Source organism: Aquimarina sp. AU119 (assembly GCF_900312735.1).
GTDB lineage: Bacteria > Bacteroidota > Bacteroidia > Flavobacteriales > Flavobacteriaceae > Aquimarina > Aquimarina algiphila.
Map to the genome: position 1 here is coordinate 144,754 of NZ_OMPF01000015.1, position 14,768 is coordinate 159,521.

The 14,768-nt window shown below is 34.6% G+C and carries 5 protein-coding genes; 4 read left to right on the forward strand and 1 reads right to left on the reverse strand.

Annotated elements, in window-relative coordinates; all coding sequences use genetic code 11:
* The first annotated feature begins 15 nt into the window (after nucleotides 1–15).
* Complete coding sequence (locus tag DK442_RS14315; protein WP_109436582.1) at nucleotides 16–468, forward strand: hypothetical protein; 453 nt, start codon at nucleotides 16–18, stop codon at nucleotides 466–468.
* Here DK442_RS14315 and DK442_RS14320 read toward each other — a convergent pair.
* A complete protein-coding gene (locus DK442_RS14320; RefSeq protein ID WP_109436583.1) occupies nucleotides 465–1,073 on the reverse strand; it encodes an alpha-ketoglutarate-dependent dioxygenase AlkB in 609 nt (202 codons plus the stop codon). The genes DK442_RS14315 and DK442_RS14320 overlap by 4 nt on opposite strands.
* A 389-nt stretch (nucleotides 1,074–1,462) precedes the next feature.
* Between DK442_RS14320 and DK442_RS14325 the strand changes: the two genes are divergently transcribed.
* Genes DK442_RS14325 through DK442_RS14335 form a run of 3 tightly spaced genes read left to right on the forward strand, consistent with a single transcriptional unit; the run spans nucleotide 1,463 to nucleotide 14,693 of the window.
* Nucleotides 1,463–6,073 (forward strand): hypothetical protein, encoded by a 4,611-nt coding sequence (locus tag DK442_RS14325; protein ID WP_160114190.1) that lies wholly within the window; start codon nucleotides 1,463–1,465, stop codon nucleotides 6,071–6,073.
* Nucleotides 6,066–8,168, forward strand: a complete 2,103-nt coding sequence (locus DK442_RS14330; protein WP_109436585.1) for a hypothetical protein — start codon at nucleotides 6,066–6,068, stop codon at nucleotides 8,166–8,168. The genes DK442_RS14325 and DK442_RS14330 overlap by 8 nt, the downstream gene beginning before the upstream one ends.
* Nucleotides 8,169–8,180: 12 nt before the next feature.
* Nucleotides 8,181–14,693: a T9SS type A sorting domain-containing protein gene (locus tag DK442_RS14335; RefSeq protein WP_160114191.1), complete on the forward strand. Its 6,513-nt coding sequence runs from the start codon at nucleotides 8,181–8,183 to the stop codon at nucleotides 14,691–14,693.
* The last annotated feature ends 75 nt before the right edge of the window (nucleotides 14,694–14,768 follow it).

The following is a 14,768-nucleotide window of genomic DNA, read 5'->3' on the forward strand; positions in this document are numbered from 1 at the left end:
TATTTTGTGTAAAGTATGATTGAAATAGAGTTAATTAATAAGTTGAAATTGTTTCCTAATGCCCAGTTTGGGGATATACAAAGTAAAGAAACTGAAATTCAGTCTTTCTTTAAAAGATACTCGTTTTTAAAGGACGATCAATCTTATTATTGTTTTCAGAAGGAATATGGAGGATATAGTTTTTTTGGGGATTATGATAGTTTTAGTATATATGGATTTGATGACAATATAACCTTACATATAATTGAAGGGGAAGGAGAAATGATAACACCTGATGACTTTTTAGTTATCGCAGATTATTCAAATATTAATAAAAACTTAAGTGTTGGTTATGCTATTGATACATCTTTTAAACGTAAAAAAGGGATCTATAAAAATGTATATATAAATGATAAAGAAAGCGGATATAAGTATTTTTGTAATGATTTTTCATCTTTTCTTGAGTTAGTAACTTCTAAAAGTTTCTAAGACTTATGATTAATAATTGCTTTTCTAAAAGTGATAGATACTCTTCGTTCTCGGTGATATTTTTTAAAATTGAATTTATCACTTTTTCTAGAAGGAATACTATGAGCCCAATTATATCTTGCATCTTCTTGTAATATTAATAACGATCTAGGATTAAGCATTAATTCATGGGAATTTGGTTTTTTTTCAAATTTCATTATACAACTGCTTATCAGACTTAAAGAAAAAATTACACTTTCAAAACTTTTCTTGCAATCAATGTGTTTAGCTATCCCTTGACCAGGTAAATATTCATTTACGATGACTTGATTTGGTTTAATAATACCTTCGAAAGAGTCAACTAATTTTGTGTAAATATTCATTATTTGTTTTGGAATGGGCTCTGCTTTTATAGATGGTTCTATACTTCTAGATTTATAATCATACTTATAGCCATAATGTTGTACTCTTCTTTTTAATTCATTTGACCATTTACTATTGTCTATATATTGAATTAATTCTTTTTCGGTCTCAATGTCTATGAAATCATTTAATAGGTTAAGGCCTTTAATGTTACTTATCGTTGTTTTATTAGTTGAATTAATAGAAGATTGAAATAAATTCATATGCTTGAGAATTGGGTTTCGGATATTTTAGATTAATAATGATACAATTTTTAATGAAATATGTTAGCTCTAATTAATGGTAATAGATGAGAATATTATTGTTTTTATTCATTCAAATTCTGTAATTTTTATTTGTACACTTAATACTTCCAAACAAAAAATGTTTTTTATATCGGTTTATATGAACATCATATAAGAAGTAGCCATTACTTTCTTTTTTAAATATTCTAATTAGAAAAAGTAAACAATAAAGTCAAATTCACTGAAAACCGTGATTTTTTTCATCTGTATTATAAATAAACTTGTACCATAGTTTAGTAAGTGATAGCAAGAATACATAAAATAACTTTTGCTTTATGTTGTATTGCCTCTAATAGTACTCTTAAACCATGAATAAACCAATACAATCTCTATTATTCTTATGCTTTTGTTTGTTTACAACAGGTTTGTTAGCAAAGAACATTTATGGTTCAGTGAACAAAGAAACTGAATCAATAAAAGATAGTATACACAACAACAATAGCGTTACTGCTAATAAAATAATTTCTCCTTCAAAATCAGTTAAAACTTTTCGAAAATTTAAATCGTTAGAGCAATTTGATACTCCAGTAGTAGTAAAAAAATCTACCCGGTTAAAAGTTAAAGAAGGGTTTCAATTTAATACGGTCGATTCTTTACAGAATAAGAAATGGCTGGATATGGCGAATAATGTCTTTACTACAATTGATCAAACTCAAAATTATGTCGATTTACTTTCTGATAGTAGCCTAGGGCAATTGCCGGTGGCTATACGCCCGATGGAAATCAGTAACGTAAAATATACGGTTGGGATTGCCAAAGCTGTTTTTAAACCAGCGTATACAGAACTTACTGCTTTTCTCAAGATAGAAACAGCTAGAGGAGTATTGATATTAGGAGGGTCTAATATAAAACTCTCGCATGAAGGAGGTATTATTGGGGACGCAAAACTTAACTTAATATCGCAGTTTACCTTTAATATTAATGATGGTAAAGCGGTGGTAACACTTAATGGTAGTTTCGAACAACCTGGTACATATGCATTAATCGATTGTTCAGGATTCAAAGAGTTAGGAGTAGATGCTGATTTAAAATTCTCTAATGGTTTGCTATATCCAGTTGATGAAAATGGTAAAGAAAGACTGGGGTATGTAGAAGGAAATTTTAAAACGGTAGTTAGTGATTGGAATGATATCGTAGTTAATATTTCACTTCCAGAGTTCGGAATTCAAGGTCTTGAAGGAACCACATTTAAATTGAATACGGCCATATTTGATTTTAGTGATTTGCGTAATGATGCTGCTATGCCACAAGATTACCTGGCTAAATATTATAATGAAAACCCAACATTATGGCGTGGAGTGTATATCAATACGCTGGAAGTCGTTTTACCCAAAGCATTCCGTAAAAATAATAGTGATAAACGCATTTCTTTTGGAGCATCAAACTTAATCATTGATGGTAAAGGAGTTACAGGAAAGTTTGAAGGAGAAAATATTCTAACCATAGATGAAGGTTCAGCCTCAAAATGGCAATTCTCTTTAGATCGTTTTTTACTGGATATAGAAACCAATAGGTTAAAAGCAGGAGAATTTGAAGGAGAATTACTTCTTCCCGTATCAAAAGAAGACCGATTAAAATATGCTGCTATTATCCAGCCAGATGAATATAGTTTTAGAGTAACCAATACAAATGATATTGATTTTGATGTATGGAGTGCTAAAGTGATTTTGACCAAAGACTCATATGTAGAAATGAAGGTGAAAGAAGGCAAATTTAGACCTAAAGCAAATCTTAATGGATCCGTAAGCATCCAATCAGGGCTTAATAAATCATCATCAGGAGATAAAACGGTAGATTTTAAAGGAATTGTGTTTGAGAATATGCTTTTGCAAACAGAATCACCAAAGTTTTCTGTTGATTATTTTGGATATAGAGGAAAGATGAGCGTAGCTAATTTTCCGATTACTGTTAATGAAATAGGACTACGAACTCCATCTGGGGATCGTGCAGAATTGGTATTTGATTTTAATATCAACTTGACTTCAGAGAGTGATGGTGGTAATGGCGGTGGAGCAAAATTAGCGATCAAAGCACAATTAGAAGATCGTGACGGAAGAGATAAATGGAAATATGATGGCATTCGCTTAGAGCGAGTTTTTGTTAAGATGGAAGTCGCCGGAATGGAACTCAAAGGAGCCATATTTATTTTTGAAGATGATCCAACATATGGTACTGGCTTTGCCGGTGCGGTTGGAGCCAAATTCAGCGTAGGAATGAAATTAGAAGTAGAAGCAAAAGCACTATTTGGTCGTAAAGAAGATTTTAGATATTGGTTTGCCGATGCGCAAGTAACGCTACCTACGGGGATTCCTATTTTTACAGCTTTTTCTATAAATTCATTCGGAGGAGGGTTTTATAACCATATGAAAATGGCAGGAGTAACGCATGAAAAAGATGCAGCTTTTAATCAAATAGGAGCATCAACTTCTGGAGTAATATATGAACCATATAAAGAAAATGGTTTTGGTTTAAAAGCTTCTGTCGGACTTATAACCACCGGATCAGAAGAGTTATTTCATGGCTCATTAGAATTCGGAATATCATTCCTAAACTCAGGAGGATTACAGGAAATCTACTTTAAAGGAGAAGGCGAAATGATCACCAGTATACCTGGAGATTTTTATGAAAAACTCGCAGATAAGCTAGCAGTAATTTCTAAGGGGAATAATCCTATACTCCCAGCATATCAACCAGAAGGAGCAATGGCAGCAAATGTCTTTATAAAGTTTGATTTTGTAAATGATATTTTTCATGCGACATCAGAACTTTATATCAATTTCGGAATCCTGAAAGGAGTAGGACCTAATGGCAGAGCTGGGTGGATGGATTTTTATGTCGGCCCAGATAAATGGCATATTTTAATAGGAACACCAAGCGATCCGGTAGGAGTTGCAATGAATTTGGGTATCGTGAAAATGAGAACCGAAAGTTATTTTATGATGGGAGATGGGCTACCAGGAAGTCCTCCTCCTCCTGATATTGTCGCTAATATATTAGGAGTAGATGTCTCAAAACTCGATTATACTCGTGACCTTAATATGTTAGAAGCTGGCAAAGGATTAGCATTTGGGGCCAATTGGAGTATGTCTACCGGAGATTTAAAATTCCTCATATTTTATGCACGTTTTGATGCCGGGGTTGGTTTTGATATTATGTTAAAAGATTATGGAGATGCACATTGTAAAGGCTCTTCAGAACAAATAGGACTCAATGGGTGGTATGCCAACGGACAAGCATATGCATATTTACAGGGAGAGGTTGGGCTAAAATTTAAACTATTTGGAAAGAGGAAAAAAATAACAATATTCGCCGGCGGTGGTGCTGTATTGATGCAAGCAAGACTACCAAATCCAGTTTGGCTTAGAGGGTATCTTGGTGGAAAATATAACTTATTGGGAGGACTGATAAAAGGACGTTTTAGGTTTAAAGTGGAGTTGGGAGATAAATGTGAAATAGTCGGAGGCAGTGCTCTTGATGGGATTGTAGTCATAGGAGAAATGGCACCAAAAGAAGGAGCAACAGAAGTTGATGTATTTGCGGCTCCTCAAGTTCCTTTCAACTTACAAATTAATAGAGTATTTGAATTACCTGATGATACAGGAGATCGTAAATACCGAATTTTGATGGATAAGTTCGAAGTCACTAAAGAAGGACAACCTATCGTTGGAGAGATAGAATGGAATAATAATAATGATATTGCTGTTTTCTATTCGCATGAGATTTTACCTCCTAATACTAGCCTAAAGGCTTATGTACAATTACATTTTGAAGAAAAAATAAACGGAAAATGGGAGACTATCATGGATGATGGTAAGGTATCTATCGAATCCAAAGAGGTTAATTTTACTACTGGAGAAGCTCCCGAAACAATACCTCTAAGCAATATTGCTTATATGTATCCGACCATTCATCAAAAGAATTTCTTTACCAAAGAATATGATAAAGGATATATTAATTTAAAACGAGGACAATCCTATTTATTCGATGTGGTTCCAAATTGGAATAAAACGATGGTAATGAAATCGGATACAGGAGCAGGGATGAACAAAAACTTCATTTATAATGCTGCTAATAGACAAGTGATATTTGATTTGCCAAAGGAGATGTCTACAACTACAGCGTATAATGTCAAGATTAAATTAGTACCTCAAGAAAATGATAATTCCAATAATGTAAAAGAATCGTATACGACTCAGGCACTAGATGGAGAATCAGGAAATGAAGTAGAAATCAAATCCAGAAAAGCAGAAGAGGTAATTATAAAAGGGGAGGAACGTGAATTGCTAACTTTTGATTTTGCAACAAGTGAATACACAACATTTGATAAAAAGATGAGTGCGATGAAAACCAATAAAGATTTGTACAGGCACGTAACTTATCCCTATGGATTAACATTATTGAATGGAATTAATTCATTAGAACCTTTTGACTTGGTTGAATTGGTAGGAAATAGATTTTCTGGCAACAAACCGCTCGTAGTAGCAAGGGCAATTTTGGATAATTCATATTATCAAAATCAAATTTACCCATTATTATATCAAAATTATCCTATAGAAGGTACTATAACAGTGTCCAGAGATACAGACAAAATAAGTGTTCCTCCATTAGAAGGGGTAGAACCAATGTCTTGGTACTTAACATATTTAGAAAATGACCGTACCAGTGATATTAATGTATATAACCCATACCGCTATAATCTTACACATTATTATTATCAGGACTATGAAGATTTGAGATATCAACTGATAAGTTCTGATTTACCATGGGAGACGATGCCAAAATATAAGGCATTAATCATTGACCCTTTTCCTATAATGAGAAAAGGAAAATATAGGACAAAACTTCAATATGTATTACCTGGGCAGGTAAAAAATGGAGGAAATGATATTGTAAAATATAATAATCCATTATATGAATAAGCAATTAAAATACAGTTACATCATAGGGGTGATATTGTTTTGTTTTCCGATTTTAGGAATTGCGCAAGAACCTATTGGAGATCAGGAACCGGCTGTTAAGGTTATAGGAACAGTTACAAAAGATGCGATTATGTTACGTTGGGCTGCAAATACCCCTTTAGCATGGAAACGAGCAAACCAATATGGATATGTAATTGAGCGTAAAACGATAGCCATAGGGGAAGAGATATTGAAAGAACCAATTGTAAAAAAACTTACAGTAACTCCATTAGTACCAAAACCTATGATGGAATGGGAGGATTTTGTAAATAAAAACGACAATGCAGCAATTGCAGCTCAAGCAATTTATGGAGAAAGCTTTGACGTAGAATTAGAAGATGGAGGTAATGATATCATGAGTATTATCAACCAGGCAAAAGCATTAGAGCAACGTTTTTCTTTTACTTTATTTGCGGCCGATCAGGATTATGAAGTAGCAAAATATGCTGGATTAGCCTATGTGGATACAGAGGTAAAACCAAATGAACGGTATTTGTATAGAGTATATACAGCAATCCCTTCAGAAAAAATGAAAGTCAAGTTTGGAGGAGTATATCTTGGGCTGAATGATTACCGCCCTTTACCAGAACCTCAGGATTTTGTTGGAATTTTTGGAGATAAAAACGTAATGTTAAGTTGGAATTTTACATTATTAAAAAGAAAATATACAAACTATATTATCGAACGATCTGAGGATAACGGAAAAACGTTTAATGCTTTGGAAGATGTTCCGATAGCGAATCTAAGCGAACGAGAGAAAGAATCTTCTGATAGAATGTTTCATATCGATACGTTACCTCAAAACAATAAAGAATATCAGTATCGATTAAAAGGCATTTCTCCTTTTGGACAAATAGGTCCTTCTTCAACAGTGGTTTCTGGAAAAGGAACAAAAAAATTACAACATAACCCAGCGATACAAGAAGCTAAGTTATTGGCTGATAATAGTACCGCAAGAATAACCTGGGAATTTCCAGAAGAAGGCTTGGAGTCTATTGTTTCTTTTGAGCTAAATAGATCTGATCTAATTAAAGAAGGTTATAAAGTTGTTGTATCTAATATCTCAAAAGAAACCAGAAGCATAGAGTTTAAGAATCTTAATGTAATTAATTATTTTACGATAACGGCTGTTGGTGCCGATGGTACAAGGAGAGTTTCTTTTCCACAAATGGTACAACCTGTTGATGATACACCGCCTAACAATCCATATGGTTTAACTGGAATAATAGATTCTACAGGTGTTGTAACGTTAAACTGGCAGGCGAATACCGAATCAGATTTTTTAGGATATCGTGTATTTAGAGCAAATTTAGAAAATGAGGAATTTACACAAATTACTTTCCGTCCGACGCCACAAAATAAAATTATAGACACAGTAAATATCAAAACGCTTAATGCAAAAGTCTATTATAAGGTTCAGGCGTTTGATAAGCGATATAATCCTTCTGGTTTTTCTGAAATACTAATGCTTAGGAAACCCGATATTATTCCGCCTACAAAACCAGTTTTTAAATCTTTTAAAGCAGATAACGGAGTGATTGCATTACAATGGATCACAAGTAGTAGTATAGATGCAGCAAAAACATTGGTGTATCGTAAAGAAAAGGGAAGCGATACGCCTTGGGTACTCGTAGCAGAAACAAATATCCCAGAGAATAAGTATAACGATACAACTGCAAAACCTACAATAACATATTTATACACATTGGTTACTATGGATGAATCTGGTCTAGAGTCAGAACCCGTAACGCCTTTGTCTATAAGTTTACCTGATAATAAAACAAAACCAGAAATCGATAAGTTTTTGGCTTTGGTGAATCGGGAAGAGAAAAAAATTACACTAAGCTGGAAATATGGAGTAAATAATGTGGTAGAATATCTTTTGTATAGATCAGAAGAAGAAACAAAACCAACATTGTACAAAGTTTTTAAAGAGCAGGAAAAGAGGTTCTTTGATATAAACTTAAGGGTCAACACCAAATATACATACATATTACAAGCCGTATTTGATTCAGGGACGAAGTCTCCTTTTAAACAAATTGAAGTAACGTATTAAAGAGATATGGGTATGAAAAGAGTATTACTTGTTTTAATAACGTTGTTTGCCTCAATAGATGCATATTCGCAAACGTATACAATTACAGTAAGTGGATATATAGGCCAGGGGTCATCTAGTTGTGGAAGTAACAATAATGGGCTAAAATCAATAACATTATTTTTTAGTAACGGATCTTCCGAAGTATTAATTAATAATCCAAGCCAATATATAAATCAAGAGTATTCATACAGTAGAACATTTGATATTTCTAGAAGAATTACAGCAGTAGAATATCATACTATATCTAGAAGAAGAAGAAGTGTAACGGGAGATTGTAGAAGTTCTCGACATGCATATAAAAGAGTGACTGTAAGAACACCTTGTTTTAGGCAATATTTTCTAAATACAGAGATATATCGAGATGATATAAGTGGTAGAGGAGGAACTATTTCTGTAGTTCCAAATATAGATTTAACTTTTGATGATGGTTCACCAGTTACCAGTGTCTATTCTGGGTGCGAAGGTGGGACTATAGATATAAATGCTACATCTGGGTTTACTCCAAATAATGAAGTTTATGAGTGGCAGTTTTTAGACCCTGTAAATACAGAAACTCGTGATCATCCTGATTATAGAGCTTTGGTTATAGCAGAAGCAAGAGGAGAAGGGAATTATATAGCTTGTGTAAGGCGAACAGGTGATCCAGATAGATGTATTCGAGAAGAAATCGCTTGGGATCGAGCTCGAGCAGAGTTACGGAATTATACGGGCCCAAGAACAATACAGGTTGAGATATGGAGGTCTATAACCAATAAGACAGGGCAATCAAATATAGCCTTGTCATTAGAGGACCTGTATCCTGGAGGAACACCTGAAAATGTAGCAGATCGTATAGCTGCGGTAAATAAAAATATATTAATACGCCTTCGACCTAGTTGCAATATATTTGATGCAACTACAGAAATACCACTAACAATACAATATCTTCCTGGCCCTCCTTCGGTATCTACTGCTCCAAGTATTGTGCAACCTACTTGTTCATATTCGAATGATGCAGGGTTTACAATACCTCTTGATCGAACGATATATGGTAATGAAGTATTAAGTATTAATCTAAAGAAATTAGCGGAAGGACAGGTACCTCTTCCAAACCCTAAAACACCAGCACAAGAAGCGTTAACACGAAATGAATATTTAGCACTTGTAAATTCCAGATATCAAATTGATGCAGGAAATAATCCAGGGATTACAAATGCACACCCCAGGTTTAATACCTCTAATAATACATATAGATGGAGTGGCAATCTTACACAAGGGCAATATGCTATCGAAATTTCTGGTCATAGGACAGAAGAAGGTACGCCGATTCCTTTTTGTGAATTGTTTCACTACTTTTTTGAGGTTAGAGCTCCAGAGCGAGTACGGTTTACAGCAACACCAGCTCAGGATGAAACTTGTTTTGATGAAAATGATGGTCAAATTAGAATTACTGCATCAGGAGGTTCAGGAACGTATCAGTACAGCTTGAATAATGGAGCAACATGGAACACTTTACCAAGAACTCCTTATGTGGTTCAAAATTTATCTCCTCAGACATATAATGTTAAAGTAAGAGATTCCAGAGGATGCCTTGATAAAGAGAATATATCTGATCGAGATGAAAGTATTTCGGTACTAATACAGGAAATGGATCCTATAACACACACTATTGCTGTCAATGGTATTACCCACCCAAGTGCTCCGAGAGCAAGAGATGGGTTGATTCGAATACAAAGTGTTGTAGGAGGAGTCCCAATTACAGGAAGTGGTCCTGCATATTATAATTATGAAGTATTGATTAATGGTTCAGCGACTAATACAATAACAGGAAGAGCTTTTCCTGGTGGATATGATATTGAAGATCTCCCGGCAGGAAATCATCAAATTAGATATACTGGCGCAGCCACATGTACTATAAATCCTGTAATTAGTTTACCAACGATAATAGATCCACAACCGGTAACATTTAGAGTTCAAAAAGAAGACCCAAGTTGTTCTGATGCAAGGGATGGAATACTTACAGCTGTTAATATCGAAGGAGGATACCCTCCGTACAGAATTCAATGGAGAGCACAAGGCGATGCGAGTTATGTTTCAAGAAATCCTTTTGAAGCAGGCCAAGGTACTTATGAAGTTTTGGTTACAGATAATAGATCAGGGAGAGCAGAGCAAACTAATATTCAATTTGATAATGTACCACTACCAATATCAATTACCAATATAGATATAGAACCAATAACATGTTATGGAGAGCAGTCTAGAGTAGCTATCACAGCTACAGGAGGAGGAACGGGTACATACCAATATGCACTTTGGACAGGTCCAACAACAACCTGGCAGGATAGTAATGTATTTGCTTTAGACGCAAATACAACAACAGGGTACCTATTTAGAGTAAGAGATAGGGTTGCTAATGATTGTATATCTGAGATCTCTGATAGACGCTTTATAAGTCAGCCTTCAGAGATTAGAATTACTCCTGATAATGTAGTTCAAAATAATATTTTTGGAGATAATGAGGGAGAAATAGAGATTAGTATTGTTGGAGGAAACCCAGGATATACTGTACGTTGGGAAAGAAATGGAACTCCTATTGCAGATACTGGTGTATCTATTTCATCTTTGATTGCGGGTAATTATGTAGCAATAGTGGGAGATGCAAGTGATTGTGAAGTGAGTTCAACAGAAATAGAGATTACACAACCTGATAGACTTTTAGTATCTATTGAAGAAACAAACCCTATTCAATGTTTTGAAGGAAGAGGAACCTTATCTGCAGTCGTGAGCGGAGGATCAAATATGTATACTTATCAATGGTTCAGAGACGGAGCAATAATTGATGGAGAAACATCGAGGGTATTTAATAATGTTCAACAAGGAAATTATAGCGTACGTGTAGAGGATGGGTTTACATTTAACAATGCGAGTGTTACGTTTACAGAGCCTGATGTTTTAAGTTTGTCAATTACAAGAGGAGATAATATTTCTTGTTATAATGGAAGTAATGGAAGAATTGTTCTAAATCCACAGGGAGGAACCAGACCTTATTCCTTTTCTATAGATAATCGATTAACTTATATTTCAGAAGATGATCTTACTGATTTTACAATAGAAAGTTTGATATCAGGAGATTATGAAGTCTGGTTAAGAGATGCGAATAATTGTGAAATAACAACTCCGCAATCGATAACACTTACACAACCAGAAGAAATTGTGATCACCCCGGTTACTATATCCCCGGCAACAACTATTGGAGGTTCTGATGGGAGTTTGGTTATTGAAGTTACAGGAGGTACTGGCGATTATCGTTATGTATGGACAAAAGAAAACGATGCTACTTTTAACAGAACGACAAAAGATATTGATAACCTATCAATTGGAGCTTATACCGTTGTAGTAACAGATGATAATGATTGTACAGAAAACAGGACATTTAGGGTTATAGAACCTGATCCAATGGTAGTACGTATAGAAATTGATAATCCCATTTTGTGCCATGGAGATAGTCTGGGAGAACTTCGAGCAATTGTTACTGGTGGTTTTCCTATTGTATCTGTTCCTTCTGATTTCGAATACCAATGGTATCGCATAGAAGGTACTACAGCGACTCCAATAAATACAGATTTGTCCCTCAATAGTATAGATAATCTTCCAGCAGGAATATATAGAGTCGTGAGTACCGATATAACAGGAGTAAGTGATGAAACAACAATTGAAATTACTCAACCAGAAGATTTAGTGGTTACCCTTTCAAGTCCCCCAACACAGATACTTTGTTATGGAGAAGACACAGGAACCATTGATATAACGGTTACAGGTGGTCCTGTTGATGAAGATACAGGAGAATATCTTCCTTATACATTTAGGTGGACAAAAGTAGAAGATGCTGATTTTCAATCTTCAACAGAAGATCTGAGAAATATAACAGCAGGAACTTATGAGGTTGTTGTTATCGATGATAATTTGTGTACAACGTCTCTTAGTGAACCTGTTGTAATAGGACAACCAGATGCAGCATTAGAAATATATGATGTTATTCCGGTTAACTTAACAGGGTTCAAAACAGGAAACGGAAGTATATCTCTCGAGGTAAGAGGAGGAACAGCGCCATACAGATATTCCTGGACAGATTCAGAAGATGTGACATATACAGCTTCTACCCAGGATATCGATAATCTATCCATTGGGATATATACTTTAGAAGTTACAGATGAGAATGATTGTACAACAACGGTTACTCGAGAGATAACAGAACCTAATCAGCTTATCGTTGAAATTATACCAATTTCTGAAGATGAAGGAGTGCAATGTTTTGGAGAAGAGACCGTAATTCCTTTGAGTACAACAACGCAGGGTGGTATTGGGGCATATACTTATGAATGGTTTGAGCAAGGAGAGCCAACTGAAGTGATTTTCACAACTCCTGTTACAACCAGAGTCAGAGCAGGTATATATACTGTTGTAGTAACAGATGAAAACGGTAATACAGATGATTATGTCTATGAAGTAATAGAACCAGAAATACTATCTATCATAGAGAATGTAGATAATGTAGTTTGTAGAGGAGATGCTAATGGTAGTATAGATATTAGCGTTTCTGGCGGAGTAGCACCTTACTCATATCGATGGAGTAATGGACAAGTAACAGAAGATTTATCTTCATTAAGAGCGGGGAATTATACCGTAACAATCACAGATGCAAATAATTGCCAACTCCAAAGAGAAATTGAAGTAACTCAACCACCAAGATTATTTGTGAATGGAGCTATAGTGAGAATACCCCCTTCTTCTAGTGGGGCAAGAGATGGAAGTATAACGGTTACTATTGGAGGAGGAGTACCTTCTTATATTTATGAATGGAGAAATTTTAGTAATGAACTACAATCTTCAACAACCAATGTTCTTAGTAATATTGGAGTAGAAGGGTATTCTTTAACCGTTAGAGATGCTAATGGGTGTGTCTTATTTATTGATAATGTAGATCTATTTGAACCTCCGGTTTTACAAGTTAATATAGAACACGTAAATGTAATTTCTTGTTTCGGAGATTCCTCTGGTAGTTTGAGCGCTATTGTAGAAGGAGGAGTACCTTTTAATGCAGCAAAACAATATAATTACCAGTGGTTCAACGCAGAAGATAATACTCCAATTGGTCTGGATCGATTTTTACTAGAAGGAATTCTTGCAGGGGAGTATTATGTAATAGTTTCAGATGCGGCAGGAACAGATGTAACCAGTGCTACATTTCGATTAACACAACCAGATGTTTTAAGTGTGAATTTTGATACAGATTATGTGAATTGTGGTGATGGTAATGATTGGACAATAATTCCTCAAATAAATGGAGGAACAGGTCCATTTAGTTATTTATGGAGTACTGGAAATACAACAAACCGTTTAGAAAATATTGTTGCAGGGACATACAGTGTAGAAATTACAGATCTAAGAGGATGTAGTATAACAGAAGAAGTTACTGTTAACGTACCAGAACCATTAATAATTACTGAAACATTAACAGTCCCAACGTGTTATAGTGGATGTGATGGAGTAATTAATATCAGTGTACAAGGAGGAGCTGCTCCTTATACATATCTGTGGAGTAATGGCAGTACAACAGAAGATTTAACAGCAGTATGTGCGGGGACATATGATGTTATTGTAACCGATGTCAAAGGCTGTGAGATGAGAAGAGAGATTATCCTTAGCAACCCAGATGAATTAATTGTAAATCTAGGGGAAGACATTACTTTATGTTTTGAGCAAACCATAGTATTAAATGCAACTATAAATGATCCAAACGCCAATTATCAATGGACGTCAACAAATGGTTTTACCAGTAATCAACCAACAATCGAGGTTAGTGAAGCAGGTATTTATGATGTTCTGGTTACTGACGCTAAAGGGTGTGAAGCATCTGATAGTATTTTTATAGATACTACTACCGAAGTTATCTCTGCAAATTTCATTGCTTCAACTCAAGTATTTGTTGGAGAAAAATTTGTTATAGTGGACAATAGTGATCCTATACCTGATACTTTAGATTGGATATTCCCAGAGGAAGCAGAAGTTACCTATGAAGATGATAATTATGCAGAGTTGATTTTTGAGACACCTGGAGAATATGAGATTATGTTACAGACGTATAGAGGATTGTGTACATCTACAACGACAAAAACTGTGATTGTTGTAGAAAAGGAAATCGATGGAGAAGGAGGAGAAGGTGATGAGGATAGTGTCGATATCCAAAGCTCGATTGATTATCTAGTATATCCAAACCCTACAACTACCGGAAGATTTACAGTAGATGTGAATTTATCAAAATCACAACCAATCAACTTAAAGATTTTTAATATAGTTAATAATACGCTTATAGATTCTAGAGCCGGTGATGGAAATGAAGAATATACTTTTGAATATGATATGTCTGTATTACCCTCAGGGATATATTTCATTTTATTAGAAACATCTTCAGCAAGTCAAGTTAGAAAACTAATTATTGAATAGTAAGAATAGAATCATTTTTAAAATAATAATATTCGGTACAAAGAACAAATCAAATAATTTTTTTATAAATCTCTT